The 26,906-nt window shown below is 71.0% G+C and carries 24 protein-coding genes, 1 tRNA gene and 1 pseudogene; 12 read left to right on the top strand and 14 right to left on the bottom strand.

Going from position 1 to position 26,906, the window contains the following annotated elements; translation table 11 throughout:
• Window positions 1–176 precede the first annotated feature (176 nt).
• The 4 genes from ABZS54_RS31605 to ABZS54_RS31590 form a co-directional block, all read right to left on the bottom strand.
• Complete coding sequence (locus tag ABZS54_RS31605; protein WP_355543777.1) at window positions 177–755, bottom strand: DUF4383 domain-containing protein; 579 nt, start codon at window positions 753–755, stop codon at window positions 177–179.
• Between the two features lie 99 nt (window positions 756–854).
• Window positions 855–2,051, bottom strand: a complete 1,197-nt coding sequence (locus ABZS54_RS31600) for a cytochrome P450 (RefSeq protein WP_355543774.1) — start codon at window positions 2,049–2,051, stop codon at window positions 855–857.
• 199 nt (window positions 2,052–2,250) lie between these two features.
• Complete coding sequence (locus ABZS54_RS31595) at window positions 2,251–2,739, bottom strand: Rieske (2Fe-2S) protein (RefSeq protein WP_355543771.1); 489 nt, start codon at window positions 2,737–2,739, stop codon at window positions 2,251–2,253.
• Window positions 2,669–4,159 carry an ATP-binding protein gene (locus tag ABZS54_RS31590; protein WP_355543768.1) on the bottom strand — a complete coding sequence of 497 codons (1,491 nt, stop codon included), beginning with the start codon at window positions 4,157–4,159 and terminating at the stop codon, window positions 2,669–2,671. The genes ABZS54_RS31595 and ABZS54_RS31590 overlap by 71 nt, the downstream gene beginning before the upstream one ends.
• Window positions 4,160–4,826: 667 nt before the next feature.
• Here ABZS54_RS31590 and ABZS54_RS31585 point away from each other — a divergent pair.
• Window positions 4,827–5,762, top strand: a complete 936-nt coding sequence (locus tag ABZS54_RS31585; protein ID WP_355543765.1) for a serine protease — start codon at window positions 4,827–4,829, stop codon at window positions 5,760–5,762.
• Window positions 5,763–5,827: 65 nt separating this feature from the next.
• Here ABZS54_RS31585 and ABZS54_RS31580 read toward each other — a convergent pair whose 3' ends face one another.
• The 3 genes from ABZS54_RS31580 to ABZS54_RS31570 form a co-directional block, all read right to left on the bottom strand.
• Entirely contained in the window at window positions 5,828–6,970 is a 1,143-nt protein-coding gene (locus ABZS54_RS31580) for a site-2 protease family protein (protein ID WP_355543762.1), read from the bottom strand.
• 531 nt (window positions 6,971–7,501) lie between these two features.
• Window positions 7,502–7,574 (bottom strand) — tRNA-Arg (locus ABZS54_RS31575).
• 72 nt (window positions 7,575–7,646) lie between these two features.
• Window positions 7,647–7,976 (bottom strand): cupin domain-containing protein, encoded by a 330-nt coding sequence (locus ABZS54_RS31570; RefSeq protein ID WP_355543760.1) that lies wholly within the window; start codon window positions 7,974–7,976, stop codon window positions 7,647–7,649.
• A 205-nt stretch (window positions 7,977–8,181) separates the two neighbouring features.
• Between ABZS54_RS31570 and ABZS54_RS31565 the strand changes: the two genes are divergently transcribed.
• The 3 genes from ABZS54_RS31565 (at window position 8,182) to ABZS54_RS31555 (ending at window position 10,550) form a co-directional block, all read left to right on the top strand.
• Window positions 8,182–8,937: a GNAT family N-acetyltransferase gene (locus ABZS54_RS31565; protein ID WP_355543757.1), complete on the top strand. Its 756-nt coding sequence runs from the start codon at window positions 8,182–8,184 to the stop codon at window positions 8,935–8,937.
• Window positions 8,938–9,345: 408 nt separating this feature from the next.
• Window positions 9,346–10,323: a sigma-70 family RNA polymerase sigma factor gene (locus ABZS54_RS31560; protein ID WP_355543754.1), complete on the top strand. Its 978-nt coding sequence runs from the start codon at window positions 9,346–9,348 to the stop codon at window positions 10,321–10,323.
• A 35-nt stretch (window positions 10,324–10,358) separates the two neighbouring features.
• Window positions 10,359–10,550, top strand: a complete 192-nt coding sequence (locus ABZS54_RS31555) for a hypothetical protein (RefSeq protein ID WP_355543751.1) — start codon at window positions 10,359–10,361, stop codon at window positions 10,548–10,550.
• Window positions 10,551–10,761: 211 nt separating this feature from the next.
• On the opposite strand, the gene mscL is transcribed toward ABZS54_RS31555, so the two are convergent.
• The 6 genes from mscL to ABZS54_RS31525 form a co-directional block, all read right to left on the bottom strand.
• A complete protein-coding gene (gene mscL, locus ABZS54_RS31550; RefSeq protein ID WP_355543748.1) occupies window positions 10,762–11,265 on the bottom strand; it encodes a large conductance mechanosensitive channel protein MscL in 504 nt (167 codons plus the stop codon).
• A 126-nt stretch (window positions 11,266–11,391) separates the two neighbouring features.
• Window positions 11,392–12,102, bottom strand: coding sequence for an SAF domain-containing protein (locus ABZS54_RS31545; RefSeq protein ID WP_355543745.1), 711 nt, complete (start codon window positions 12,100–12,102; stop codon window positions 11,392–11,394).
• Window positions 12,103–12,500: 398 nt separating this feature from the next.
• Complete coding sequence (locus tag ABZS54_RS31540) at window positions 12,501–13,340, bottom strand: S-methyl-5'-thioadenosine phosphorylase (protein WP_355543742.1); 840 nt, start codon at window positions 13,338–13,340, stop codon at window positions 12,501–12,503.
• 4 nt (window positions 13,341–13,344) lie between these two features.
• Window positions 13,345–13,707, bottom strand: a complete 363-nt coding sequence (locus tag ABZS54_RS31535; RefSeq protein ID WP_355543739.1) for an FmdB family zinc ribbon protein — start codon at window positions 13,705–13,707, stop codon at window positions 13,345–13,347.
• Between the two features lie 46 nt (window positions 13,708–13,753).
• On the bottom strand, window positions 13,754–15,025 hold the full coding sequence (locus ABZS54_RS31530) for an MFS transporter (protein WP_355543736.1): 1,272 nt from the start codon (window positions 15,023–15,025) through the stop codon (window positions 13,754–13,756).
• Between the two features lie 267 nt (window positions 15,026–15,292).
• A complete protein-coding gene (locus tag ABZS54_RS31525) occupies window positions 15,293–16,795 on the bottom strand; it encodes a potassium/proton antiporter (RefSeq protein ID WP_355543733.1) in 1,503 nt (500 codons plus the stop codon).
• Between the two features lie 296 nt (window positions 16,796–17,091).
• Between ABZS54_RS31525 and ABZS54_RS31520 the strand changes: the two genes are divergently transcribed.
• The gene (locus tag ABZS54_RS31520; RefSeq protein ID WP_355543730.1) at window positions 17,092–20,265 is read left to right on the top strand and encodes a penicillin acylase family protein; all 3,174 of its coding nucleotides are present in this window, start codon (window positions 17,092–17,094) and stop codon (window positions 20,263–20,265) included.
• An 18-nt stretch (window positions 20,266–20,283) separates the two neighbouring features.
• Here ABZS54_RS31520 and ABZS54_RS31515 read toward each other — a convergent pair whose 3' ends face one another.
• Window positions 20,284–20,871 (bottom strand): 5-formyltetrahydrofolate cyclo-ligase, encoded by a 588-nt coding sequence (locus ABZS54_RS31515; protein WP_355543727.1) that lies wholly within the window; start codon window positions 20,869–20,871, stop codon window positions 20,284–20,286.
• Window positions 20,872–20,962: 91 nt separating this feature from the next.
• Here ABZS54_RS31515 and ABZS54_RS31510 point away from each other — a divergent pair, with 91 nt between their 5' ends.
• The 7 genes and pseudogenes from ABZS54_RS31510 to ABZS54_RS31480 form a co-directional block, all read left to right on the top strand.
• A complete protein-coding gene (locus ABZS54_RS31510; RefSeq protein WP_355543724.1) occupies window positions 20,963–21,706 on the top strand; it encodes a GGDEF domain-containing protein in 744 nt (247 codons plus the stop codon).
• A gap of 9 nt (window positions 21,707–21,715) precedes the next feature.
• Entirely contained in the window at window positions 21,716–22,642 is a 927-nt protein-coding gene (locus tag ABZS54_RS31505) for a UTP--glucose-1-phosphate uridylyltransferase (protein ID WP_355543721.1), read from the top strand.
• On the top strand, window positions 22,639–23,859 hold the full coding sequence (gene glp, locus ABZS54_RS31500) for a gephyrin-like molybdotransferase Glp (RefSeq protein WP_355543718.1): 1,221 nt from the start codon (window positions 22,639–22,641) through the stop codon (window positions 23,857–23,859). Before ABZS54_RS31505 ends, glp begins: the two co-directional genes overlap by 4 nt.
• A gap of 212 nt (window positions 23,860–24,071) precedes the next feature.
• A complete protein-coding gene (moaC, locus tag ABZS54_RS31495; protein ID WP_355543780.1) occupies window positions 24,072–24,539 on the top strand; it encodes a cyclic pyranopterin monophosphate synthase MoaC in 468 nt (155 codons plus the stop codon).
• An 8-nt stretch (window positions 24,540–24,547) separates the two neighbouring features.
• Window positions 24,548–25,225 carry a MogA/MoaB family molybdenum cofactor biosynthesis protein gene (locus ABZS54_RS31490; protein WP_355543715.1) on the top strand — a complete coding sequence of 226 codons (678 nt, stop codon included), beginning with the start codon at window positions 24,548–24,550 and terminating at the stop codon, window positions 25,223–25,225.
• A complete protein-coding gene (locus ABZS54_RS31485; protein WP_355543712.1) occupies window positions 25,210–25,839 on the top strand; it encodes a GNAT family protein in 630 nt (209 codons plus the stop codon). Before ABZS54_RS31490 ends, ABZS54_RS31485 begins: the two co-directional genes overlap by 16 nt.
• 406 nt (window positions 25,840–26,245) lie before the next feature.
• Window positions 26,246–26,906 (top strand): annotated as a pseudogene (locus ABZS54_RS31480) (hypothetical protein); the annotation flags it as partial.

The raw sequence follows: 26,906 nt of genomic DNA, 5'->3' as shown, positions 1-26,906 counted from the left end.
CTTCGATCGGCCCGCGGTGGCCGCGAACACGGTCGAGATGGCGTTCCTGGTCGCCCTGGTGGCCGCGCTGCCGGTCGCCGGGCGCGGCTCGGTCGAGCCGGTCCGGCGCCGACGTGCGTCCTGCCCACGGGCCGATGATCCGGTGCCTGCCGGTCCGGCGGCCGACGGTCACGACATCAGTGGCTGCCGGCGATGCCGTGCCGGGACGGGCCGCTGCCGACCGCCGATGCCCCGTCGCGAGAGAGCACCGAGGCCCGGTTGCGGAAGGCGTCCTCGCGGGCCGCCCGGTCCGGGTGGCGCGAGCGCCAGTACGGGTTGTCGTGCGGCAGATGGCCGCTGACCCTCCCGTACAGGCCGAACGTCATCACCAGCAGACCGACCAGGAAGCTGAAGATCACGTTCGGCATCTTGAAGGACAGATAGTTGATGTCCGGGGTGCCGATCAGGCCCAGGTTGACGAAACCGCTGATCACGAACAACGCGCCCACCACGATGTTCACGGTCGAGGCGGTGTTGCCGCCGATGATCGCGCCGACGATCAAAATCGCGCCGACCACGACGGAGATCAGGCTCAGCGCGCCGTTGGTGGACATTCCGGCGACCTGGCGGCCGGTGGTGGAGAAGAAACCGACGTTGTTCGTGAAGCCCAGGACACCGAACGTGATCAGCGCGAGTCCCATGAACCCGCCGCCGTACCGGTAGACCTGTCCGAGCCGGTGATCGACCGGCATGCCTTCGTCCAACAAGCCCGGCATGGTCGCCTCCCAACGAGCGTTTGTGCGAAAAGTTCTCTTCATCCCTTTTCCCTGAAATACCCGTTCAACGCCGCCGGGCAGGCCCGCAGGGCCGGGCGCTCAGCCGACCAGCTCCACATGCGCTTCGCGAATCCCGTATACGAACGCGTTCGGCATCTGTACCACCGTGCTGCCGGGCACCGGCCGCAGTTCGCGTACCCGGGCGAGCAGCTCCTCGAAGAAGACCCGGATCTCCAGCCGGGCCAACGGTGCGCCGAGGCAGAAGTGGGTGCCGAAGCCGAAGGTGATGTGGTCGTTGGGGGTGCGCGTCACGTCGAACCGCTCGGGCTGGGCGAACACCGCCGGGTCGCGATTGGCCGAGCCGTACATCAGCACCACCTGGTGTCCGTCCGGGATCACCGTGTCACCGACGCGCTGGTCCCCGACGGCAACGCGGCACATGTTGTGGATGGGTGTGCTGTACCTGATGAACTCCTCCGTCGCCACCGCGAGGTCGGCGCCCGCGCGCAGCAGGTCCCACTGGTCCGGGTGTTCGAGCAGATACAGGAAGGTACGCGCGATCACCGTGCGGGTGGTCTCCGCGCCGCCGTCGAGCAGCAGCAGGCAGTCGCTCGCCACGTCGGCCGGTCCCACCGGCTCGCCGTCGATGTGAGCCGTGGTCCACACCGACATCACGTCGTCGGCCGGACACGCCTTCTTGGTCTCGTACAGACCCAGCGCCGACCGGATGAACTCGCCCGCCGCGGCCCGGCCGTCCTCGCTCAGATAGCGCGGGCCGCCGCCGAGCGCGATGGTGCGCTCGGACCAGTCGCGCAGGCGCGGCCAGTCCTCGTCCGGGAAACCGAGCAGGCGACCGATCATCTTCGCGGGCAGCACGGACGCGAGGTCGCCGACCACCTCGACGGTGCCCTTGGCCACGGCGGCGTCCAGGATCTGTACGCACGTCGCGCGCACATGCTCCTCCCACTCGCGCACGCCGCGCGGGGTGAACCACTTGCTGACCAGCCTGCGCCGCTTGTTGTGCAGCGGGTTGTCCAGGCCGATGATCGCCGGGTCGGCGGGCAGGTTCGGGCGGTAACCACCCTTGTTCCGGTCGGAATTGACGAAGTGTTCGCTGCGCGCCTCGATGTCCTTGACGTCCGCGTGGCGAAAGATGCCCCACAGTTCGTTGCCCGTGTCCCAGGCGACGGGTTCGTGCTCACGGAACCACGCGTAGTCCGGGTAGGGGCCGTTCGCGTACCAGTCGCCGTCGAGCAGATCCAGGCTCGGCCGCGGGGTGGGCGGTGTCTTCGTCATGCGCGGGGTCCTCCGGATCGCGTCCTGGCCCGGAACGGGCTCGGGTACGCAATCACGAAGCGGGAGCGGAAACCATAGCCGCGCGGGCGATCCACCGCCCACGCGGTGCGGGCCCGGTCCGCGTGGGCGGAATGCGGGCTGCGCGGGGTGTCGGTCCCGCCTACGCGGGTCGGCCCCGGGCTTCGGGTGCCGACTCGGCCTACGCGGGCTTCAGCACGACCTGGCCGTTCGTCACCGTGATCTGCTTCGCGGCGAGCGGGCTCGGGGCCGGCCCGCCGAGCACCGCGCCCGTGCTCGCGTCGAAGCTGCTGCCGTGGCACGGGCAACTGATCTTGCCGGCGGCGACGCCGGCGACCAGGCACTGCTGGTGTGTGCACACCGCAGTGAACGCCTTGAAGTCGCCGGCGGTGGGCTGGGTGACCACGACCTTGGCGTCGTCGTAGACCTTGCCGCCGCCGACCGGCACGTCGCCGACCGGACCGAGTGTCTTGTCGCCGCCGGCGCTCCCCGGGGTCTTGTCCTTCGAATCGCCGTCGTCACTGCCGCAGGCCACCAGGGTCGCACCGGCGGCGGCCACGACGGCGCCGCAGACCAGAACCCGCCGGGTCGGCTCGGCCCTACCGGTCCGTGCGGCCTTGGTCGTCGGTTCGGTGCCGGTCGGTTCGGTGCTGGGGTCGGTCGTTCGCATCAGGTGCCTCCGTCGTGGTAGCCGGCGCCGGCCGATCACGCGGCGCCGATGCAACGGAAACGTACGCGAGCGGCTCGTGGTTCGACGGATCCGTAAAGCGCACGGGTTCGACGAGTGCGGAGTCCGCGGCGGCGGGTTCGCCGGGCCCGACCGGGCCGGCGGGTTCGGCCGGGCCGGTCGGTGCCGCGTCCGGGTCGAACTCGGTGCCCGGACCCGGCTCGTCGGGCTCGTCGACACGGCCCGGCAGGGTGAAGGCGATTCGGGTTCCGTCGGTGTGGTCGGTGTCCACGGCGATCCGGCCGCCGTGTTGTTCGACGATCCGCTTGGCCATCGCGAGCCCGATGCCGCTGCCGGTGTACGTCTCGCGCGGGTGCAGGCGTTGGAAGGCCGCGAACACTCGTTCCGCCGCCTCGGCGGGGATGCCGATCCCGTTGTCGGTCACGGTGATCCGCCACCCGCCGGCGGCGGGCTCGGCGTCGATGTGCACCAGCGGTCGCTCGTACGGGCGCTGGAACTTCACCGCATTCCCGAGCAGATGCCGGATCAGCGTGGCCAGCAGCCCGGGATCGGCCCGGACCACCGGCAGTTGCCCGTGCTCCAGTTCGGCGCCGGTGTCCTCCACCTGGTCCGCCATGTCCAGCCAGGTCTGCCGAACCAGTTCGCCGAGATCGACCTCGACGCTCTCCGCCCGCGAGCGGCCCACCTCGGTGAGGGTGACCATCTCGTCGATGAGCATCTGGAGGCGCCGGGCGTTGTCGATGGAGAAGTCGATGTACTGCCGGCCGCGCCGATCCAGCACGTCCTCGTAGCGCTCCTGGAGCATCCGGCCGAACGAGACGATCCGGCGCAGCGGGTCCTGCATGTCGTGCGTCGCGGCGTGTGCGAACCGATCCAGGTCGGCCTGGGCGAGCCGGGCCCGACGCGCGTGTTCGTCGACCCGGACGCGCAGCTCCGCCAGGTCGCGGAGCAGGTCGCGGGCCCGCTCGCGTTCGCCCTCCAGGGCCTGGTCCCGTTCGGCGAGCAGTTCGGTCAGCCGAGCGACCCGGGCCCGCTCGTGGTGCGCCCGATCGTCGCCGGCCCGGGCCCGGTCGCGCAGGGTCGCCATGGTGTCGGCGATCCGGTCGAACTCGCGGCTGTCGTAGCGCCCGGCCCCCAGCGGCTCCCGACTCGGATCGGCCAGTCGGGTGAGGGGCCTCTCGACCGTACGCCGCAGCGCGCTCTCGATCAGCACCGTCGATCCGACCACGAGCAACAGATCACCGCCGAGCACCAGGAGCAGCCCGCGCGAGCGCGCGTCGCCGTCCAGGGTCAGGCCCACCGCAAGCGCGGCGATGGTGGCGAGCATGACCGCAACGCACGGCACCCAGATCAGCCGCAGCCGAGCACGCACCGTCCACCACGAGTCCTCGGAACCCGCCATCGGTACCCCGCCCTCTCCGGCCGCCCTCGCCCCGCCCCGCGCCGCGCGGATCCCCTCGCCGGCCGCCGGTGCGGAACCCCCGTGGAACAAGCAAATTGTGGCAGTGCCGGGCCCGGGGCACGAGGGCATGATCCGGCCGCCTGCGTCCGAGGGACCCCGAAGACCCGTACCGATGAATCGGGCCATACGCCGCCAACCCTTGGGTAGGTGCGCCGCGCGGCCGATGCGCGTCCGTCCGTAGCGCGTCCCGAGCACGTCGGGGAACGCCGCTCGGAAGCGCGCCGGAAGCGTGTTCGGAAAGGGTGCACGCGCCATGGACGTTTCTTAAGGCAGTCATAAATCACCCATACCGGGGTGCCGACGCCGCCGATCCTCGGGATACGGTCGCAGGGTCGGCCGGGCGCGTTTGGAGAGACGGCGTCGAGCCGGCGTGAGAAGAAGAGCGGGGAATTCCTGCGACCGTCGCCCACCTCCCACCCGCTGGGGCGACGGTCGGAGGAATACTTCGTCACGACCCGGTGACCGTGCGGGTATCGGTCTGATTCCTCCCCACCGGGGTATCCATCCAGCCGGTAGCGTCCAGTGCCCGAGGTCGTAACCCGCTGAGAATGGTGGTCGAGTGTCGCGACGAACTGCGGATGCCGAGGCGAATCCGCTCAGGCGTCGGATGGCGATCGGCACGGCCTTTTGCGTGATTGCGGTCCTGGTGGTGGTCGCGCTGGCCTCGACCGGGCGCATCTCCGGCCATCCGAGATCGCGCGGCACCGGCGACGCGTCCCGCGGCTACCACCTCCCGGACCCGGCCGAGGGCGATCGGATCGCGGCGAGCCTGCAGGACGCGGTGCCCACCGCTCCGCCCGAAGCGCCCGCGTTGCCCGTGCCCACGGCGTCCTCGACCGAGGTCGAGGACCTGCCCGCGTCCGACCCGCTGCAGGCGAGCACGATCGCGGCCACCCCCGCGATCGGCGCGTTGTTGCACGCGGGGGACGGGAACGACCCGGAACACTTCTGCACCGCGACCGTGGTGCAGTCGCCGAATCGGAACCTGGTGGTGACCGCCGCGCACTGCGTGTACAGCGATGCCTTCACGGCCGACTTGGCGTTCGCGCCCGGCTATCACGACGGCGTGATGCCGTACGGCGTGTGGGTTCCGTCCCGGATCGACGTGGACCCGCGCTGGGTCGCCGACCGGGACCCGGCCTACGACGTCGCGTTCCTCCAGGTCCGCCGCCCGGGCACGGACGAGCGGATCGAGACCGTCACCGGCGCCGAAGAGCTCGCCTTCGGCTTCGTGCCTTCGCGCCCGGCGCGGATGGTCGGCTACCCGGACGGCGAGGACGAGCCGATCGGCTGCCAGAACACTACCGAGGCATACTCCGACACCCAACTGCGCTTCGACTGCGCGGGCTTCCCCTCCGGCACCAGCGGCGGCCCGATGCTCACCGACATCGACCCCGCGAACGGCCGCGGCACGGTGATCGGCGTGATCGGTGGCTACGAGGAGGGCGGCGACGACCTCACCTCCTACAGCAGCTACTTCGGCCCCGACATCGCCGCCCTGTACGACCGGGCAAGCACCGCCGAGGTAAGCCCCACGACCTGAGGTCACCCCCCCGAAGCCGCACTTCCTCGACCTCACCGTCATGCGAACCGGCGACGCCCTTCGGGTCAACGGCCGCGGCGCCGCGGGTCGGTCGTGACGAGCCACGTCACCATGCGGGTGACATCGGACGGGGACAGCAGACCGAGGAGCCTGCCGTCGTCGACCACCAAAACCCGGTGCTCGGGCCCGGATTCGAGCCGGGGCAGCAGCTCCGCGAGCGGGTCGTCCGGGCCGACGACGGTGACCTGCGAAAGGGGCAGCATGATCTCGCCCGCGGTCACCGTGCCCCGGCGTTGCTCGACAACGTGGCGTGCGGTGTCCAGCGTCAGCAGACCGACCGGAGCGCCGACGTGGTCGGTCACGGGGAACGCGGAGTGCGGGTAGCGGTAGTGCGGGCCGAGGAGGAATTCGGCGACCGTGGTCGACTCGGACACTGTGACGGGCTCGCGCGTCATGGCGTTGCGCACGGGTATCCCGGCGAGCGTCTCGCGCAGGTGGGCCTGGCGTGCCTCCATCGTCGCGGCCGCGACCAGGAACCAGCCGATCAGCGCCGGCCACAGCCCGCCGAACGCGTCGCCGCGCGCGAACAGGAACAGACCGAAGATCACCAGGAACCACCCGAACCCTCGGCCCGCCGCGGCCGCGCCGGTGATTGCGCGAAGCCGGTCGCCCGTGCGCCACCACAGCAGCGCCCGCAGCAGGCGGCCGCCGTCCAGCGGAGCGGCGGGGATGGAGTTGAACACTGCCAGCAGGATGTTGATCGCCGCGAGCCAGGCCGGCGCCTCGACGGCGAGGCCCCCGCCGGAGGTCACGTTCACCAGCCACGCGCACAGGCCGAACATGATGCCCAGGGCGAGGCTGACCAGCGGGCCGACACCGGCGATCCGCAGCTCCGCGCCCGGGTTCGACGCCTCCCCCTTGAGCCGCGCCACACCGCCGAGCAGCCACAGGACGATGTCGTCCACGTCGATCCCGTTGCGCCGGGCTACCACCGCATGCGCCAACTCGTGTGCGAGCAGGGACGCGAAGAACACGGCCGCGGTGAGCAGGCCGACCACCCAGTAGGCCGCCCACGAGTAGCCCGGACGCGCGTCCGGCAGCCGGTTGCGCGCGAGACCCACCGTGATCACGGCGAAGATGACCAGGACGCTCCAGTGCACCCCGATCCGGACTCCGGCAATCCGCCCCAGCCGGATTGTGGCACGCATCGCGCTCTCCCTGCGTCGCACGCGGCACGCACACGGGGCACCGCGTGATGAGACGGGGCGGACGCACACCTATCGCGGCCCGATCGTGCGGTGCGCGCTATCGCTCCGCCGCTTCGCATCGCCAAGCCGTCTTCCCCGCCACCTCGATCAAACCCCGACGCTGCGCGCCGTGAACAGGGCCGAAGGGCCCACGCGACCACCGCCATGCCGCACTTCGAGTCTCCGCGCACCCACGCCGACTTGGTGTCCCTGCACGGCCAGGCTCCGAACAACGTGTCGGCGGCTCGCGTCGGACACGTCCTCCGTCTCCTTCGCCCAGCGTCGCCCTTTCACGGCCTGCCACGCGTCAAGGGCGGAGAAGTCGGCCGTCGGCTCGGGTCGGCCGCGCAACCAGGCCGGCGAGTCGCGCAGCGGAGTGAGGCGGGTCTCGCTGTCGGCGTCCATCATGATCGATTCAGCTCATTCCACGACCCGTCCCACGAACGACGAAACCCCGGCCGAAGCCGGGGTCTCTTGCCTGGTCAGGCCGTGTGCCCCCAGCAGGATTTGAACCTGCGACACCCGCTTTAGGAGAGCGGTGCTCTATCCCCTGAGCTATGGAGGCTTCGGGGCCGTGTGGTCCCGCAGGACAGGGTAGCGGAACCGTTGCGGGGGTGGCCGGCGGCTTTGGGGCGGGTCAGGGTTTGCTGACGGTGAGGATGACGGCGGAGTCTTCGACGGCTTCCAGGGAGTGTGGCTCCTGGGGGATGACCAGGAGGTCGCCGGAGGTGCCCTCGATCGATTCGTCGTCGGCGGTCAGGCGGACGCGGCCGGTCAGGACGATCAGTGAGGCTTCGCCGGGGTTTTCGTGTTCGCCCAGCGAGTTGCCGGTGGTCAGGGCGATCAGGGTATGGCTCAGGTGCCGGCCGGAGCCGCCGAGCATGGTGACCGAACTGCGGCCGGACGAGGTGCTTCGGGCCGAGGCGAGTTGTTCCCTGGTGGCCGTCCGGAGCGAGATTTTGTCCATGTATGCCAGTTTCGGGGGCGATCACTCTCCGCGCATGTTCTGGTGTGCCCGGGCGTGCGGCGGCCGGTGGGTCGGGTGATGCTGGGCGGATGGGCGTGGCCGGTGCCGAGACGCCCGCGACGGCCGCTGCGGCACTGCCCGGAGGTCGGGATCGAGGCCGCTGAGAGGAGATAACCACTTGCTCGGGCATCGAAGAATGAAACTCATGACCACAGACGAAAGTGTTCGTACGCGCGGGACCGTATTCGACCGGGACGGGGCACTGGTCGCCGACTACCGACTGGGCAACCGCTCGGGTCGCCCGGCCGCGCTCGACCTGCGCCTGCACCGGCTCCCGGCCGAGCTCGCGGTGCCCGCCATCCTGACCGCGCTGCCCGGGTGGGTGGTGTCCGCCCACGAGGACACCGGCGCGGTGTTGCTCGCCGCGGGCGGCCGACTGCTGCGACATCTGCATCAGTACACCCGGGACCTGGGTCCGGATCTCGGCGACGTCACCTGGACGGAGCCCGGGATCGAGGTGCGCGCGGCGGCGTGCGTGGCGTCCTCGGAGTTGTACGACACCTGGCTCGCCGCGTATCCGCCCGATCACCCGGACGGCGGTGACGATGCGAGTCCGGAGAACCTGGAGGGCTTGTACGAGGGTCGCACGCTCGGGCCGCTGTTCGGGTTCAGCACGGTGGCGCTCGACGAGGGGCGGGTGGTCGGCGCGGTGCTGGTCAACGACGCCGAACTGCTCGGCCCGTGGATCACCGAGGTCTTTCGCGACCCGGATCCGAAGTACGCGGGTCTCGGCGGTCGGTTGTTGCGACACACGCTGGGTCTGGCGCTGCTCGACGGGCTGCCCTCGATCGGGCTTGCGGTCACCGAGGGCAACCCGGCCCGGGCGGTGTACGAGCGGCTCGGGTTCCGGCCGGGCGAGTCGTTCATGACGGTCGTGCTGCCGGGAGGGGAGCAGTCGTAGCGGTGCTTGGGGGCGGCAGTGGCGGCTGATTCCGCGCGACCTGGAGCCGCGCCGGACGCGCACTGACGGCCGGCCGAAAGCAGTCGGTCACCGCCGGGCACACGCCCGGCCCGGGCGCTCGATCGGGGCGGGCGATCCGACCCGGGCTGCTCGCTTGGGTGCCGATCCGCGGAACCCTACCCGGGGCGCGCGGGCGTGCCCGGCCGGAGACACCGGAACATCCGGGCCTCGCCGACCGTTGAGTCGATCGTAGGCACATCGAGTGTGCATGCGGGGCTCGACGCCGGGCAGGCGCTCTCGGGGGTCGCTATCGGCCAACCTTTCAACAGTACATCTCCGGACGGAATATCACAGGCTTCTCGTTCGTTCGAAATGTTGACGAACGCGAATGAAAGCGAGGGCTAGAGCATGCCGACTACACGTGGTGTGGCCCGACAGGGCGCCGAGCGAGTGGCGGCTTCCCGCACGCGGAAGGCTGCCGACGTCGAGCGCGACACGGTCGGTGTGTACCTGGACGAGATCAGCCGAACCAAGCTGCTCGACGCGGAGCGCGAGGTCGAGATGTCCAAGGACATCGAAGCCGGGCTGTACGCCCGGAAGCTGATCGACGAGGACGCGGTGCCCGAGGGTATCGAACGGGCCGAGCTGGACCGGCTGATCGCGCGCGGTGCGGCGGCCAAGGAACTGTTCATCCAGGCCAACCTGCGTCTGGTGGTGTCCGTCGCGCGGCGTTACCCGCGTAGCGGGATGCCGTTCCTGGACCTGGTCCAAGAGGGCAATGTGGGCCTGGTCCGCGCGGTCGAGAAGTTCGACTACGCGAAGGGCTTCAAGTTCTCCACGTACGCGACGTGGTGGATTCGGCAGGCGATCACCCGGGCGATGGCGGATCAGGCGCGCACCGTGCGGCTGCCCGTGCACCTGGTCGAAGAGCTGAGCAAGATCCGCCGGGTGCAGCGCGAGTTCGCCCGCGACCACGGGCGCGATCCCGAGATTGGCGAGATCGCCGAGGTGGTGGGGTCCACGCCGGAGCGCGTCGTGGACGTGATCGGTTGGGCGCGCGATCCGATCAGCCTGGACACCCCCGTGGGTGACGACGGCGAGACCGAGTTGGGCGAACTGGTCCAGGAGACCGACCCGTTGACGCCGGAGGACATCACCCTGGCGACACTGCGGCGCGAGCAGATAGCGGACCTGGTGGGCCGGTTGGACGGCCGCACGGCCACGATCCTGCGAGCGCGTTACGGCATGGCGGACGGCAAGGAGCACACGCTGACCGAGGTCGGCAAGCAGCTCGGACTCACCCGTGAGCGGATCCGCCAGATCGAGAAGCAGGCCTTGGTCGAGCTGCGCGAGCTGGCCGCGGCCCAGGGGCTCGAAGCCGCGTGACCGGGGTGCCGCCGGAGCGCCGGCACACTGGTGCGATGGCCGAGGCGGATGTGCGTGCGACGAGTGGACCGGGCGAACCGAGGCGGCGTGACCCGTTCGGCTGGGACGATCTGCTCCCGGAGGCGAGTTCGGACGAGACCGACGCGGGCTGGGGCGACGAACGCACGACGGCGGACCCGGCGGACCTGCGCCGGTTCCTGGACGACAAGCCGCCGCATCACCTCTGAGCGTCGGCGTCTCATCACCTCCGAGTCCGGAACGCACTTGCCGGCAGCTGCATGAACGAGACGGCGGGTCCGCACCTTCCTTCGAAAGGTGCGGACCCGCCGTCTCGTTTCGCGTGCGTGTGCCGGGTGCCCCCGGAACGCATTCCCGGGTCGGAACGAGTTCCCGGGTCCCGGCGGACCGGGTGCCGCCGTGCGGCCGGCCGCCGATGGGTCAGGTCTCGGAGCGCGTGGAGCCCGAGCCCGTCTCCGGGCGGCGCGAGGAGCCTGCTCCGGTGTCACCGTTGCCGGAGTTCGCCTCCGGGTTGAGCCGCTGGGCGAGCAGATCGCGGATCTCGACGAGGAGTTCGGTGTCGCTGAGCTCCTTCTCGCCGGCGTGGCCCAGGGCCCGCTTGCGCTTTTCCAGCATGTGGTTCAGCGGCAGCACCAGCAGGAAGTACACGACCGCGGCGGTGGTCAGGAAGGTCAGTCCCGCGCCGAGGACCGAGCCCCACAGCAGTTGCACGCCGGTCGACTCGCCATTCGCGTCGACGCCGCACGGGCCCTTGATGCAGGACGTGTACCCGTCGAGGTTCTTGGTGCCGAGGGCACCCACCACCGGGTTGATCATCCCCTTCACGAACGCGTTCACGACCGCGGTGAACGCGGCGCCGATGACCACGGCCACGGCCAGGTCCACGACGTTTCCGCGCATGAGGAACTTCTTGAAGCCGCCCACTGCCTGATTCCCATCGATCTTGATCGGTCGAAGCCTCGTCGGGGCGATTCGGTCGATGATCGACACCGAAGACGGTAGTAATCGCTGAATACCCGATGGCGCCGGACAACCCGCACGAGTTTGGTGTCATTCGCGATCCGTGGCAACAGGGCCGCCCACAAACCTGTGGATGGTATAGGTCAGCACCGGACCCGTTGCCACGCCCGCGAGTTCGGCGGCGACCGCGCGGGGGACTTCGAGGATCAGCAGGGCCCCGGTCGAGGAGCCCGTCGCGGTCGGTCGGGCCACCACGATCGCGGCGGGGACGATCAGCCGTGCCGGACCGGGGTGATCGGCCGCGGGCGCGGCCAGCACGTCGATCCGGTCGCCGGGGCGCAGTACGGCCACCGCGTCGGCGTCCGCGAAGCGTGCGGGCAGGGCGACCGTGCCCGTGTCGCGCGGGCCGCCCGGGCGGGCCACCCGGACGTCGGTCACCGGCTCGCCCCGGCGCAGCGGACCGGTCAGCGCGACTCCGGCGGCCTGCCCGATCGCGTGCAGAGCTCCGGCCGGCTGCAAGGACGTCGGCATCGCGACCAGGGCCAGATCGGTGGGCCCGGGAGTGCTGCCCGCGGGCAGATCGCGCGCGGCCACCAGGATCGGTCCGGTCGGCGCGGGCGCCGGGCGGACCGCCACGATCACCGCGAGCACCGCGACGGCGGCCGACAGCGCGGCCAGGCCACGTCGATGGCGGGCCAGCACGCGCCGCCACGGCGTCCGGGCGAGCGGGGCCGGCGACGACCGGAGCGGCGGCCCGAACGAGGGACCGGGCGAGGCTCCGAACGATCCCGAAGCGGACATCACACCTCCAGCGCGGGCAGCGGGCGAGTGCGGCCCGACCCGCGCCGGAACCGGGGCAGGAAACGAGGGTCGAGCCGCGTTCCCACCGTGCCGCGCGACGTCCCGACCCGGCCGAGGTGCCCCGACGCCTGTGTACAACTCCGCCCCTGGGGATAACCCGTTCACTCGTGTGAGTGACAACCCCACCCGCCGAACACCGCGCCCCCACGAGCGCCCCCACCACGAGCGCCCCCACCACGAGCGCCCCCACCACGAAGCCCGCCCCCACAAGGGCCGTCGCCCACCACAAAGCCACAAAGGCCGCCTCCCGAACCCGGGAAGCGGCCTTCACCAGCAACGAACACAAATACGAACGAACACAGGGTCGACACCCGATCGACCGGACCCACCGAGCGGCGCTATGCCGGTCGCTCGACCTCCGCCGTGCCGCACGCACACGAACGCGTCTTCGGCAGCGCCGCGACCACGTCGAACAGCAGGGTGCGCAGCCGGTCGACGTTGGCCGCGAAGACCTCCATCACCTCGGCGTGGGTGACCCCCTCGCCCGCCTCGACGCCCGCGTCCAGGTCGGTGACCAGCGCGATGGCCGTGCAGCAGAGCCCGAGTTCGCGGGCGAGTACGGCCTCGGGGTGTCCGGTCATGCCGATGATCGACCAACCCTGGGCGGCGTACCACCTGGACTCGGCGCGGGTGGAGAAGCGCGGTCCCTCGATCACCACGAGCGTGCCGCCGTCCACCGGCTCCCAGCCCGACGTGCGTGCCTGGGCGGCGACCACCGCGCGACCGTCCGCGCAGTACGGGTCGGCGAACGTGGTGTGCACGACCGGCGGGATGGTCCCGTCGGCGAGCGGCAGCCCGTCGAAGAACGTCTGGGTCCGGCCCGAGGTGCGGTCGACCAGCTGGTCGGGGACCACGAGCGTGCCCGGACCGAGTTCGATGCGCAGGCCGCCGGTCGCGCACGGCGCGAGCACCTGTGTCACCCCGACGGCGCGCAGGGCCCACAGGTTGGCGCGGTAGTTGATCCGGTGCGGCGGGATCGAGTGGTCGCGGCCGTGCCGGGGCAGGAAGGCGACCCGACGGCCGGCCACCTCGCCCAGGAACACGGCGTCACTGGGCGCGCCGTACGGCGTGTCCACGTGTACCTCGACCACGTCGTCCAGGAACGCGTAGAAGCCGGAGCCGCCGATCACGCCGATCTCGGCCGGAACCACTCCCGCCGGCAGCACGCCGGTCGCCATCGGGTCAGGCCGCCGTCGACGTCGTACCGGACGAGCCGGACGACGAGGAGGACGAGGAACCCGAGGACGACGAGCCCGAGGACGAGGAAGCCGAGGACGACGAGCCCGAGGACGAGGAACCGTCCGAGGACGACGAAGCCGACGAGGAAGAGCCGGTCGACGCGGTCGCCGGCGTCGAGGACGTGCTGGAGCCGCGGCTGTCGGTGCGGTAGAAACCGGAGCCCTTGAACACGACGCCCACCGCCGAGAAGACCTTGCGCAGCCTGCCCTGGCAGGCGGGGCACTCGGTCAGCGCGTCGTCCGTGAACTTCTGGACGGCCTCAAGGCCCTCGCCACAGGCGGTGCACTGGTACTGGTACGTCGGCACGGTCTGGTCCTCCTTCGACAGACAGGTCAGCTGGGTACTGGCACTCTCACCTGTCGAGTGCCAATGGTGCAGCATTCACCGGAGATCCGTCCACCACGGTCGTGGTCGGCGGTGTAATGGGTGTCACATCAACGCCCGGTCGCAGCAGTCGCTGCCCGGTGAGCACCACCAGGAATCCGATGCCGGCCGCCGCCAGGGTGAGCGCGAATCCGGCGCCCGAACCGCGCGCGTCGGTCAGCATCCCGGAAAACGTCGAACCCAGCGCGAGGCCCAAGCCGATCGCGCCGGTCAGCCACGTGAACGCCTCGGTCTTGGCCTCGGCCGGGACCAGTGTGTCGACCAGGGTGAACCCGGTGATCAGCGTCGGTGCGATCGCCAGTCCGCACAGCAATGCGACGGGCACCATGATTCCCACGCTGGGGATGGCCCACAGTGGTGCGGTCCCCAGTGCCAGCAGCGCGAACATCACGAGCATGCGACGGTGCGCCGGCCGCCGCCAGGCGATCGCGCCGTAGACCGCACCGGCGATCAGGCTGCCGCCCGCGAAGACCGCGTACAGCGCGCCCGCCAGGCCGGGCCTGCCGACCTCCTCGGCGAACGCGGTGACCGAGACCTGCACGGTCCCGAAGACCCCGCCGATGCACACGAAGGCCACCACCAGCAGGCGTACGCCACCGATCCGCAGCGCGGACGCACGCGGCGCGTCGCCGGCAGCCCGGATCACCCGCCGCGGCGCGGTGCCGCGTTGCAGTGCGAACAACATCGAGCCGATCACCGTCAGCGCGGCCTCGACGACCAGACCGGCGGCCGGGTGCACCCCGGTGGCCAGGAAGGTGGCCACCACCGGTCCCACCACGAAGGTGAACTCGTCGGTCACCGACTCGAACGCGAACGCGGTCGGCAGCAGCGGCGAGCGCTCCAGGTGCGCGGCCCAGCGGGCCCGCACCATCGAGCCGATCTGCGGCACCGTCGCGCCGGCGAGCACCGCGGTGGTGAACAGCAGCCACAGCGGCGCTTCGGCGAGCGCGGCGACGATCAGTGCGGATACCGCCGCGCCGTGCAGCAGCGCCCCGGGGACCACCACGGCCGCCTGGCCGAAGCGGTCGGCGAGCCGACCGGTCTGCGGGCCGACGAAGGCGAGCGCGACGGCGGCGGCGGCGGAGACCGCGCCGGCCGTGCCGTATGAACCGGTCGTGTGCTTGACCAGCAGCACGATGCCCAGGCCGAGCATCGCGTAGGGCAGTCGCGCGATGAGCGCGGGCGCCAGGAATCGCCATGCAGACGGGGTCCGCAGCAGCGAGGAGTACGTGGAGATCATGTGCACCGCTCCCCGCGAACGGGTGCGGCGTTCCGATGCGTGGGCATCGTGGATATCGCTTCCTGCCACCTGGTGACGCACATGGGAAACCCCGGTGCGCCGAGAGCTGTCCTCGAAAGCGTCCACCGGGGTAGATACCGAAGCCGTGCTTCGGCCGCCGTGCGGTCACGACGCCAGCCCTGCGTCAGGCAGAGTCGGTGTGTGGAGGGGATCGGCGATCGAGGCGCCCGAAGGCGCCCCGATGGCAATCAACCACGCCATTGTACCTCAGGTGTCGCCCTTGACCCCGAACCAGCCCGCGAGCTTGCCGCCCCGGCTGACCGCGCGCAGTCGATCCTCGGTGTCGTCGCGCACCGTGTCGGTGGCCACCACGAGCAGGTCGTCGCCGTGCCGGAGCACGGTGCTCTGCTCGGGCACGAAGCTCTCGTCGTCGCGCACGATCAGGGTGACCGCGGCCCCGCGCGGCAGGCGCAGCTCGCCGACCTCGACACCGTGCATGCGCGAGCCCGGCGGCACGCTGACCGACAGCAGGTGCCCCTGCAGCTTCTCCAGGGGCGCGGACTCCACGCCCAGGTCGGTGGGCTCCTGCTCGCCCGCGAAGCCGGCCTTGCGTGCTATCCACGGCAGCGTCGGCCCCTGCACCAGGGTGAACACCACCACCAGCACGAAGGTGATGTTGAACAACCGCTGGGCGTCCGGGACGTCCTTCACGATCGGGATGGTCGCGAGCACGATCGGCACCGCCCCGCGCAGCCCCGCCCAGGACAGGATCAACTGCTCACGCCACGGTATGCGAAACGGCGTAGTGGTCACCAGCACCGACAGCGGCCGGGCAACCAGCAGCAGGATGGTGCCGATCACCAGTGCCGGGACCACCGCGCCGGCCAACTCGTGCGGGGTGACCAGCAGTCCCAGTAGGACGAACAATCCGATCTGCGCGATCCAGCCGAGCCCCTCGGCGAAGCCGCGGGTGGCGGGACCGTGCGGAAGCTGCGAGTTGCCCAGCACGAGCGCGGTCAGGTAGACCGCGAGGAACCCGCTGCCGTGGGCCAGCGCGCCGCCGGAGTAGGCGAGCACGCACAGCGCCATCACCGCGATCGGGTACAGCCCGGACGCCGGCAGCGCGACGTGGCGCAGGCCGAGCGCGCCGAGTCGGCCCACGGCGAGGCCGACGGCCACGCCGATGGTCAACTCCATGCCGATCTCGCCGAGGATCCGGTACCACGGCTCGACATGACCCGCGTGGGCGAACGTGACCACCAGGATCACCACCGGGGCGTCGTTGAACCCGGACTCGGCCTCCAGTAGACCGGTCAGCCGATGCGGCAGCGGCAGCTTGCGCAGAACCGAGAACACCGCGGCGGCGTCCGTGGAGGAGACGATCGCGCCCATCAGGATCGCGGTCGACCAGTCGACGTCCAGCACGATCCGGGTGGCGAACGCGGTGACCGCGACGCTCACTCCGACCCCTACGGTGGACAACACCGCAGCCGCCGGCACCGACGGCTTGATCTCCTTCCAACTGGTCGCTATCCCGCCCTCGGCGAGGATTACTATCAGCGCGGCGTAGCCGAGCGTTTGGGTCAGTTCGGCGTTGTCGAAACCTATGCCGAGGCCGTCGGCCCCGATCAGGATCCCGAGTCCGAGGTAGAGCAGCAGGCTCGGCAATCCGGTTCTGGTCGCCAGGCGCACCGCTATGACGGCGGACAACATGACGATGGCACCCAGGAGCAGGACCTGGTTGAGCTCGGGCACGGACACGTGCGTCACCTCCGGCGGTCGTCGGTCCGGCCACCCCCCAGGCGGCCGCACGGAGTGCAGAACATGAAGGCAGGCGACGACGGGCAGAGCCGCGACGCCGCGATGCGCAGGCAATCAGCGGGCCGTGGGAAGGGGGGCCCTGCCGCGCCGGCGAACCGGCGATGAATTACCTACGCCTGGCAAATATTTTACCAAAGCGAAGGATCCATACCCCAGAGGGGTCCCGTCTCGTACCCGTGGCTGTGATGCCGACGACGCTCGGCTTTTAAGGTGTCTCTTGCCGCACCGACCGCATAAGGACCTTGATGCCTCCCTCGAAGACGCCCGACCCGGAGCAGCCCCCCGGTGGCCAGGACGCCTCATCCTCCGGGTGGGACGACTGGCCCACGGGCGAGTGGCCCACATCGCAGTGGGCCGCGGCGGATCCGGTCGCGGCCCAGCGGCGCGCGGAAGAACGCGCGGAGCGTGAGCGCCGGGCCGCGCCCGAGCCGTATGGCGAATCCGAGCCGTACGCGCCGCAAGATCCGTATGCCGCGCAAGGACCGTACGCACCACAGGAGTCCTACGCCGCCCAGGAGCCCTACACGCCCCCCGAGCCGTACGCGGAGCCGCCCGCCCCCGTCGCCATTCCCGCGCCCGCCGCGCCGCCCGCGCCTCGCGCCGCCGAGCCACCGCGGGCCGAGCCCGAGGTCACGCCTCGGGCCGCCCCCGTGCCCCAGCCCACTCCCGAGCCCGCCGCCGCAGCCGAGGCGCCCGCGCCCGGCGCCACCGCCAAGGTCAAGGAACGATCGACGACCCCCAAGGGGCCGTCCAAGGCGTGGCGCCGTTTCCGGTTGACGGTCATCGTCCTGGTCGTGGTGCTGGCCATCGCGATCGGCGGACTCGGCTGGTGGGGCTGGCAGTTGTCGCGCGACTCCTTCCCGCAGACCTCCGGCACGGTCCGGGTCCCGGGGTTGACCGGCAAGGTCGAGGTGGTCCGCGACGCCGAGGGCATCCCGCAGGTGTACGCCGACACGTCCGAGGACCTCTTCCGGGGGCAGGGCTACGTGCACGCCCAGGACCGGTTCTGGGAGATGGACGTGCGCCGGCACATGACGGCGGGCCGGCTGTCCGAGATGTTCGGCTCCGGGCAGGTGGAGAACGACAAGTTCCTGCGCACGCTGGGCTGGCGCAAGGTGGCCGAGCAGGAGTACGCGGCGCTGCCGCCGGAGTCGCAGAAGTTCCTCCAGGCGTACTCCGAGGGGGTCAACGCCTACCTCAAGGATCACAAGGGCGCCGACGCGTCGTTCGAGTACGCGCTGCTGGGCGTCGTGCACGACGGCTACAAGGCCGAGCCGTGGACCCCGGTCGACTCGGTCGCCTGGCTCAAGGCGATGGCCTGGGACCTGCGGACCAACATGCAGGACGAGATCGACCGGGCGCTGTTGTCCGACAAGTTGACGGTCAACCAGATCGACGAGCTCTACCCGCCGTATCCGTACGAGGTGAACAAGCCGATCGTGCGCGACGGCGCGATCGTCAAGGACGCCAAGGACGGCAAGACCGAGCGCTTCGTCCAGGACGCGCCGCCCGCGGTGCCCTCGAAGAGCGCGCAGAACGTACTCGCCGGCCTGTCCGAGTCGCTGGCCAAACTGCCCTCGCTGTTCAGCGAGAAGTCCTCCGGCGTCGGCTCCAACTCGTGGGTGGTGGCGGGCAGGCATACCACCACCGGCAAGCCGCTGCTGGCCAACGACCCGCACCTGTCCCCGTCGCTGCCCTCGGTCTGGTACCAGATGGGCCTGCACTGCCGCACGGTCGGGCCGCAGTGCCAATACGACGTCTCCGGCTACACGTTCTCCGGCATGCCGGGCGTGATCATCGGCCACAACCAGAAGATCTCGTGGGGCTTCACCAACCTCGGCGCCGACGTGACCGACCTCTACCTGGAGAAGGTCCAGGACGACGGCGTGCTCTACAACAACAAGTACGAGCCGTTCACCGAGGTCCGCCAGGAGACGATCAAGGTGGCCGGCGGCGGCGATCGGCACATCACCGTGCGCACCACCCGGCACGGACCGATCCTGTCGGACATGTCGGACGCGTCCGACGAGTTGAAGGACGTCGGCAAGGACGCGCCGATCCCGGACCCGAGCCCCCAGCGCGAGGAGGGCTTCGCAGTCGCGCTGCGCTGGACCGCGCTGGATCCGGGCACCTCGATGGACGCGCTCTTCCAGCTGAACAAGGCACAGAACTGGAACGACTTCCGGGCCGCGCTGAAGAACTTCGACGCGCCGTCGCAGAACGCGATCTACGCGGACGTCGAGGGGCACATCGGCTACCAGGCGCCCGGCAAGATCCCGGTGCGCCGCACCGGTGACGGCCGCTGGCCGGTGTACGGGTGGGACCCCAAGTACGACTGGGCGGGCACCATTCCGTTCGACTCGCTGCCGAACGTGTACGACCCGCCGGAGGGTTACATCGTCACCGCCAACAACGCGGTCACCTCGCCGGCGTACCCGTACCTGCTCACCTCCGACTGGGGCTACGGCGCGCGCAGTCAGCGGATCGAGGAGATGATCACCAAGGCTCCGGGCAAGATCGATCCGGCAATGATGCAGAAGATGCAGGCTGACGACCTCAACCCGGTCGCGCAGTTGCTGGTGCCCTACCTGCTCGCCGTCCGGATCGACGATCCGTGGGTGCGCGAGGCGCAGGACCTGCTCAGGGGCTGGGACATGCGCAACGAGGCCGACTCCAAGTCCGCCGCGTACTTCAACGCGGTGTGGCGTCAGGTGCTGATGCTCGCGTTCGGCGACAAGATGCCGTTCTCGGTCCGGGCCGACAACGACTGCGCGAGCAATCCGACGACCAGTCACGTGCAGTGCGGCGACCGGGACGACTCGACCGCGCAACCCGACGGCGGCGACCGGTGGAACGAGGTGGCTCGCACGCTGCTGGCGAGCCCGGAGAGCCCGTGGTGGAACATCTCCAAGAACCCGGGCTCGATCACCACCCGCGACGGTCTGCTGCACAAGGCGATGACCGAGGCGAAGAAGGACCTCACCTCCCGGCTCGGCAAGGACATCGACACCTGGTCGTGGGGTCGGCTGCACACGCTGACGCTGAAGAACCAGACGCTGGGCACCGAGGGGCCGGGCGTGGTCAAGTACATGCTCAACCGCGGCCCGTACCGGATGTCCGGCGGCGAGGGCCTGGTCAACGCGACCGGGTGGAACGTCGCGCAGGGCTACGAGGTGACCACCGTGCCGTCGATGCGGATGGTGGTGGACCTGTCCGATCTGGACGCGTCCCGCTGGATCAACCTCACCGGCGCGTCCGGACACGTCTGGCACGACAACTACACCGACCAGACCGACCTGTGGCGCAAGGGCAAGACCCTGCCGTGGGCGTACACGCCCGCAGCGGTGGACAAGGCGGCCAAACACCGGCTGACCCTGGAGCCGGCCGGCCCGGCCGCACCGGCCCCGGCCGGCCCGTGACGGCGGCCCGCGGCGGTGCTATCGGGTGAACCGGTACACCGCCGCGGGCGTCACCGCGATGTCCACGGGCACATCGTGCGGCTCGGCCGGCACCCGGTCGAGCACCTCGTCGTCGTAGAGCAGCACCACCGTCACGGCCGAGGCCGGCACCCGGGCCAGCGCCCGGTCGTAGGACCCGCCGCCGCGCCCGAGCCGCAGACCCCGCCGATCCACCGCCAGCCCCGGCACCACCAGCACGTCCGCCGTACGCACGCCATCGACGCCCAGCCGCGGCCCGATCGGCTCGCGCAGCCCGCGGCCGGCCGGCACCAGCGACGCGGGCCCCTCGTAGAGCGCCCAGTCCAGGTCGTTGTCCGGCAGCAGCACCGGCAGCAGCACGCGTCGCGTCGACCCGGCGGCGAGGTCCTCGGCCAGGTCCCGGCCGCCCGGCTCCGAGCCCACCGGCACATAGGCCGCCACGGTCGCGGCGGCGGCCATCTCGGGGAGCGCGAGGAGCGCGTCACGGAGCGCGCGACTCGCCGCGACACGCCGATCCGACCCCGTGTGTGACCGTGAGTTCATCAACTGTGACCTCAGCGTGGCCTTGTCGTTGAGGATGTCCTTCATGCTGTTCCCTGTATGACGTGTTTGGACGGGTTATCGAAGGAGTCCGCGCAATCGACACAGTTCGCGCCACCGCACCCGACCCGGACCTCGCATGGGCCTGACTTTCGAACGTCTTCTGATCATCCTGCTCGTCGGCGCGCTCTCGGTCGCGATCGGCTCACTGGCGGTCGCCGTGCGCCGGCTGCGCGCCATCGCCGGCAACGAGCTGCCCGAGCTGCGCCACGAGGTCACCCGCCTCGAACTCAGCCGCGCCGAATTGGAGCGGCTGTCGGTGACCGACCCGCTGACCGGCGTGTGGAACTACCGCTACCTGCAACTCGTGCTGGATCGCGAGGTGATGCGCGCGACCCGGTTCGGCCGGCCGCTCGGGCTGCTCATGCTCGACCTCGACCACTTTCGCGACGTCAACGAGCGGCACGGCCATCAGGGCGCGGGGGCGGTGCTGCGCGAGGTCGCCCAGCGGCTGGCCCTGGAGATCCGCCGGGTGGACACGATCGCCCGCTACGGCGGCGAGGAGTTCGTGATCCTGCTGCCCGAGACCGACGCGGCCGGCGCCGCCAAGGTCGCCGAACGTCTGTGCTACGCCGTGCGGCGTGGCACCTTCGGCGCGAGGGCCGAACCGGTGCGGCTGACGATGGCGATCGGCATGGCCGTATTGCCCGGGGACGGCACCCATGCCGCGACCCTGCTGCGGGCCGCGGACCGGGCGCTGGGCCGAGCCAAACGCGCGGGCGGGGACCGGTTCTGCGGCCCGGATCCGGCCGGGAGCCCACCACCGGCCGACAACCGGCCAATCGGCGGGCTTCATGGGTCCTCCGGTGATCTCACCCGTTAGTGTGCGGCCATGCCTGCGCATCGCTCGTTCCACATCACGAAGGCCGTCGTACCCGCCGCCGGCCTGGGCACCCGCTTCCTGCCGGCGACGAAGGCCACGCCCAAGGAAATGTTGCCGGTCGTGGACACGCCGGCCATCCAGTACGTGGTCGAGGAGGCGGTCGCCGCCGGGCTGACCGACGTGCTGATGGTCACCGGGCGCAACAAACGTCCGCTGGAAGACCACTTCGACCGCGCGTACGAGCTCGAACACGCGCTGGCCGCCAAAGGGGACGTGGAGCGGCTCAAGCTGGTCCGCGAGTCGAGCGAGCTGGCCGCGATCCACTACGTCCGGCAGGGCGACCCGCGCGGCCTGGGACACGCCGTCTCGTGTGCCCGCCCGCACGTGGGCAACGAGCCGTTCGCGGTGCTGCTCGGCGACGACCTGATCGACCCGCGCGATCCGCTGCTGAGCACGATGTTGCGGGTGCGCCGCGAGCTCGGCGGCAGCGTCGTGGCCCTGATAGAGGTCGACCCGACGCAGATCCACCTCTACGGCTGCGCGGCGGTTGCGCCCCTGGCCGAGGGCACCTCCGAGCCCGGCGTGGTGCGGGTGACCGACCTCGTGGAGAAGCCGGAAGCCGGCACCGCGCCCAGCAACTTCGCGGTGATCGGCCGCTACCTGCTCGACCCGTCGGTCTTCGACGTGCTCGAACAGACACAGCCGGGACGGGGCGGCGAGATCCAGCTGACCGACGCCCTGCGGGTGCTCGCGGGCCGCGAGTCGGCCGAGGGCGGCACGGTGCACGGCGTGCTCTTCTCCGGCCGCCGGTACGACACGGGCGACCGGGCCGACTATCTGCGTGCCATCGTGAAGCTGGCATGCGAGCGTGATGATCTGGGACCCGAGTTCCGGGCCTGGCTGCGGAGTTACGTGAACGAGGAGATGCAAGCATGAAGAGCGTCGAGGACCACCTGACCGGGATCCTCGGACGGATCGAACCGCTGGCCCCCCTCGAACTGCAACTGCTCGACGCGCACGGCAGCCTCCTGGTCGACGAGGTCGCCGCCACCGGTGACCTGCCGCCGTTCGACAACTCGTCGATGGATGGATACGCGGTGCGCCTCGCGGACGTCGCCGACGCGGGCGAGCGCTATCCGGTGGTGCTCGACGTGGTGGACGACATCGCCGCGGGCAACGCGCCCAAGATCGCGATCGGTTCCGGCACCTGTGCCCGGATCATGACCGGCGCGCCGCTGCCGGAGGGCGCCGAGGCGATCGTGCCGGTCGAGTGGACCGACGCGGGCATGCCGACGGTACGGATCACCAAGGCGCCGCAGAGCGGCCAGTACATCCGCCGCCGGGGCAGCGACGTCACCGCCGGGCAGACCGTCCTGGACGTGGGCAGCGCGATCGGCTCGGCGCAGGTCGGCCTGCTCGCCGCGATCGGCCGCGAGCGGATCCGGGTGCGGCCCAAGCCGCGTGTGGTCATCCTGTCCACCGGCAGCGAGCTGACCCAGCCCGGCCGGCCGATCGGCCCCGGCCAGATCCGCGACTCGAACAGCTACATGCTCACCGCCGCCGCGCGCGAGGCGGGCGCCATCGCGTACCGGGTCGGCAACGTACCCGACGACCCGAAGATCCTGATCGACACGATCGAGGACCAGCTGATCCGAGCGGACGTGGTGGTCACCACGGGCGGCGTCAGCGCGGGCGCCTACGACGTGGTCAAGGAGGTGCTCTCCGAGCTGGGCACGGTCGAGTTCGGCAAGGTCGCGATGCAGCCGGGGATGCCGCAGGGTTTCGGCGTGATCGGCCCGGACGAGACGCCGATCTTCACCCTTCCCGGCAATCCGGTCAGCGCGTTCGTCTCCTTCGAGGTGTTCGTCCGTCCGGCGCTGCTGCGGATGCAGGGCGCCGAGGTCACCGAGCGGCCGATCGTCCGGGCCACCTGTTCCGCGGCGCTCAAGTCGCCCGAGGGCAAGCGTCAGTTCCTGCGCGCCTGGTACACCCCGCCGGTCGCGGGAGTCGGCGAGGGCACCGTGGACCCGGTCGGCGGCACCGGCTCCCACCTGCTCGGCAGCCTGGCCAAGGCGAACGCGCTGATCACCCTTCCCGCCGACGTCACCGAGGTCGCCGAGGGCGCCGAGGTGTCCGTGATGCTGCTCGGCTGAGCGCCGTGACCCCCGTCCGGGCGGCCCCGCGCATGCGGGCCGCCCGGTTGTGCCTCTAACGTTGCCCCAGCACGACACGGCGGTCCGATACGCCGGGCAGTCCGACACACGGCAGTTCGACGCCCACCGCATGGGGGGCTCACCGTAGGGGTGGAAAGTTGACGCGCGGCGCCAAGAACCTCACGCACCTCGACGAGGCCGGCGCGGCCCGCATGGTGGACGTCACGGCCAAGGAGATCTCGGTCCGCACGGGCTCGGCCTCGGGCCGGGTGCTCGTATCGCCGCGCGTGGTCGAACTCCTGCGGGGCGAGGGCATGCCCAAGGGTGACGCACTGGCCACCGCACGGATCGCGGGCATCATGGCGGCCAAGCGCACGCCCGACCTGGTGCCGCTGTGCCACCCGATCGCGTTGCACGGCGTCGCGGTGGACCTGACGGTGCACGACGACGCGGTGGAGATCACCGCGACCGTGCGCACCGCCGACCGCACCGGCGTCGAGATGGAGGCGCTGACCGCGGTCTCCGTCGCGGCGCTCACGGTCGTGGACATGATCAAGGCAGTGGACCCGGGCGCGGTCATCACCGACGTGCGGGTCGAGCGGAAGACGGGCGGCGCCTCCGGGGACTGGCAACGGGACACCGGGGCAGCGGCCACACAACGGGACGGAGGGCAAGTCTGATGCGAGCCATGGTGATCACCGTGTCCACGCGCGCGGCGGCCGGGACCTACGGGGACGAGAGCGGTCCGGTGATCGTGCGCGGGCTGCAGGCACTGGGCTTCGAGACGCGGGGCCCGCAGATCGTGCCCGACGGCGAGCCCGTCGCCCAGGCGCTGCGGGACGCGGTCGCGGGCCACTACGACGTGATCATCACGACCGGGGGGACCGGGCTCAACCCGTTCGACCAGACTCCGCAGATGACCAGCCGGGTGATCAGCTACGAGGTGCCGGGCATCGCCGAGGCGATCCGGATGGAGAACTTCGACAAGGTGCCGACCTCGATCCTGTCGCGTGGCATCGCCGGCGTCGCGATCACCCAGGATTCGCACTGGACCTACCGCAGCCTGATCGTCAACCTGCCCGGCTCGCCCGGCGGCGCGCAGGACGGCATCAACGTGCTGGCCAAGGTGCTGCCGCACGTGGTGTCCCAGCTCCAGGGCGGCGACCACCAGCAGGGCGGCGGGTTCGGCGGCGGCGGCGGTGGTGGCGGGTTCGGCGGCGGTGGGCAGCAGCCCGCGCCCGGAGGCGGCGGCTACCAGGGCGGCTTCGGCGGCGGGGGTGGCTACCAGAGTGGCGGCGCGGGCGGCGGGTTCCAGGGCGGCGGGGGCTACGGAGGGGCGCAGCAGCCGCCATGGGGCACGCACTGACCCGCGGGTGGCCGGTGGAACTCACCGAGGGCCGGGTCACCCTGCGCCCGATCCGCGCCCGGGACGCGGTCGCCTGGCAGGAGGTGCACACCCGCAACCGGGAGTGGCTGCGCCGCTGGGAGGCGACCGTGCCGCCGGGCTCCGCCGCCGGTCGGCGGCCGACGTTTCGGCAGATGGTGCGCTTCCTGCGGGCCGAGGCGGGCGCCGGCCGGATGCTGCCGTTCGTGGTGTTGTACGACGGGCAGTTGGTCGGTCAGGTCACGGTCGCCGGGATCACCTGGGGGTCGATGTGCTCGGCGCACGTCGGCTACTGGGTGGACGAACGGGTCGCCGGGCTGGGCGTGATGCCGACGGCGGTCGCACTCGTGTCCGACCACTGCTTCTTCCGGCTCGGCATCCATCGCCTGGAGGTGTGCATCCGGCCGGAGAACCGGGCCAGTCGACGGGTGGTGGACAAGCTGGGATTTCGCGAGGAGTGCCTGCGCCCGCGCTATCTGCACATCGACGGTGACTGGCGCGATCACCTCGCATACGCGTTGAACGCCGAGGAGGTCCCGGAGGGCCTGTTGATGCGGTGGCGCGCCTATCGGGAGAGCCGGGGATTCACCTGGTAGTGGAATCCTTGCCCGAGGGGATCTCCGCGTAGCCGGAATCTCTTCGATGTCGATCCCGCCATATCGACACATCGATCTTGCGATTTCGCTACTCTGCGGGAGATATGAGCGGTGTCACCTCGGCAGACCCCGGCACCCCCGGGAGAACGGCTGCCCGAGGGGCCTCGGGAGCCACGCCGGCTCCCGGCATCTCGGGCGTCCCGGTGATTACGGCCGCGTCGGGCTTCTCGGTGAATTCGGTTGGTCCGGGCTTCTCGGATATTTCGGCTGGTTCGGGTGATTTGGGGGATTTGGTCGCCTCGATCGTCTCGCCAGTCACATTCGTCACATGGGCATCACCGCGGATCGGGCGACACACCGTGCCTAATCCGACGATGCGGTGCCCATCCGGCTTAGCGTGTGAAGCGTGAACGGCAGCGGCCTGATCTACGCAGCGATCGTGGGGGCCTGGGCTGCCTATCTGGTGCCCATGTGGCTTCGCCGACAGGACGAGCTCAACGAGGCCCGGCCGACCGAGCGATTCACCACCGCGATTCGCATCCTCTCCCGTCGCGGCGCCTTCGAGCGCCGCTCCGCCCGTGTACTCGCGGAGGCCCGTGCGCCCGCGGAGGAGGGCACGGACGCGCCCGAGCGGCGCGGCGGCGCCGAACCGCCGCGCGCTCGGCAGCACTCGGCCAAGCCCGCCGCGCCGCAGCAGCCGGCCGCGATCCCCGGGTCGGTGCCCTCGGCCAAGGCCGGCGCGGCCAAGCGCCCCTCCGTGCCGTTGCGCCGGGACGAGGGCCGGGCCGTGCTGCTCACCCGGCGCCGACGGGTCATCGCGACCCTGTTCGCGACCTTCACCGCCGGCGCGATCCTGGCTGGTGTGGCCGGCTTCGCGTGGGTGTGGCTGCCGGCCGTGCCCGGTGTCCTGCTGTCCGCGTACATCGTGCACCTGCGCGTGCAGGAGCGGCGGCGCTACGAGGCCGGCCTGCGCCGGCTGGGCCGTCCCGCAAGCGGCAAGTCCGGCGCGCCGGCCGACGGCGCCTCGGCCGGCGAATCGCGGCCCCGGGCCCAGGCCCGCGGAGATC

This window comes from Embleya sp. NPDC005575 (assembly GCF_040605455.1).
Classification (GTDB): domain Bacteria; phylum Actinomycetota; class Actinomycetes; order Streptomycetales; family Streptomycetaceae; genus Embleya.
This window is presented reverse-complemented; position numbering and strand designations above follow the sequence as displayed.

Excerpts from the sequence above, each read along its gene's own strand:
- ABZS54_RS31580 (WP_355543762.1), bottom strand. The coding sequence starts at position 6,970 with ATGCGTGCCACAATCCGGCTGGGGCGGATTGCCGGAGTCCGGATCGGG.
- ABZS54_RS31555 (WP_355543751.1), top strand. The coding sequence starts at position 10,359 with ATGGCCGAGGCGGATGTGCGTGCGACGAGTGGACCGGGCGAACCGAGG.
- ABZS54_RS31600 (WP_355543774.1), bottom strand. The coding sequence starts at position 2,051 with ATGACGAAGACACCGCCCACCCCGCGGCCGAGCCTGGATCTGCTCGAC.
- ABZS54_RS31510 (WP_355543724.1), top strand. The coding sequence starts at position 20,963 with ATGGGCCTGACTTTCGAACGTCTTCTGATCATCCTGCTCGTCGGCGCG.
- ABZS54_RS31485 (WP_355543712.1), top strand. The coding sequence starts at position 25,210 with ATGGGGCACGCACTGACCCGCGGGTGGCCGGTGGAACTCACCGAGGGC.
- ABZS54_RS31515 (WP_355543727.1), bottom strand. The coding sequence starts at position 20,871 with ATGAAGGACATCCTCAACGACAAGGCCACGCTGAGGTCACAGTTGATG.
- ABZS54_RS31565 (WP_355543757.1), top strand. The coding sequence starts at position 8,182 with ATGACCACAGACGAAAGTGTTCGTACGCGCGGGACCGTATTCGACCGG.
- ABZS54_RS31530 (WP_355543736.1), bottom strand. The coding sequence starts at position 15,025 with ATGATCTCCACGTACTCCTCGCTGCTGCGGACCCCGTCTGCATGGCGA.
- ABZS54_RS31590 (WP_355543768.1), bottom strand. The coding sequence starts at position 4,159 with ATGGCGGGTTCCGAGGACTCGTGGTGGACGGTGCGTGCTCGGCTGCGG.
- ABZS54_RS31545 (WP_355543745.1), bottom strand. The coding sequence starts at position 12,102 with ATGTCCGCTTCGGGATCGTTCGGAGCCTCGCCCGGTCCCTCGTTCGGG.
- ABZS54_RS31605 (WP_355543777.1), bottom strand. The coding sequence starts at position 755 with ATGCCGGGCTTGTTGGACGAAGGCATGCCGGTCGATCACCGGCTCGGA.
- ABZS54_RS31540 (WP_355543742.1), bottom strand. The coding sequence starts at position 13,340 with ATGGCGACCGGCGTGCTGCCGGCGGGAGTGGTTCCGGCCGAGATCGGC.
- ABZS54_RS31570 (WP_355543760.1), bottom strand. The coding sequence starts at position 7,976 with ATGGACAAAATCTCGCTCCGGACGGCCACCAGGGAACAACTCGCCTCG.
- ABZS54_RS31490 (WP_355543715.1), top strand. The coding sequence starts at position 24,548 with ATGGTGATCACCGTGTCCACGCGCGCGGCGGCCGGGACCTACGGGGAC.
- glp (WP_355543718.1), top strand. The coding sequence starts at position 22,639 with ATGAAGAGCGTCGAGGACCACCTGACCGGGATCCTCGGACGGATCGAA.
- ABZS54_RS31505 (WP_355543721.1), top strand. The coding sequence starts at position 21,716 with ATGCCTGCGCATCGCTCGTTCCACATCACGAAGGCCGTCGTACCCGCC.
- ABZS54_RS31560 (WP_355543754.1), top strand. The coding sequence starts at position 9,346 with ATGCCGACTACACGTGGTGTGGCCCGACAGGGCGCCGAGCGAGTGGCG.
- moaC (WP_355543780.1), top strand. The coding sequence starts at position 24,072 with ATGGTGGACGTCACGGCCAAGGAGATCTCGGTCCGCACGGGCTCGGCC.
- ABZS54_RS31520 (WP_355543730.1), top strand. The coding sequence starts at position 17,092 with ATGCCTCCCTCGAAGACGCCCGACCCGGAGCAGCCCCCCGGTGGCCAG.
- ABZS54_RS31595 (WP_355543771.1), bottom strand. The coding sequence starts at position 2,739 with ATGCGAACGACCGACCCCAGCACCGAACCGACCGGCACCGAACCGACG.
- ABZS54_RS31585 (WP_355543765.1), top strand. The coding sequence starts at position 4,827 with ATGGCGATCGGCACGGCCTTTTGCGTGATTGCGGTCCTGGTGGTGGTC.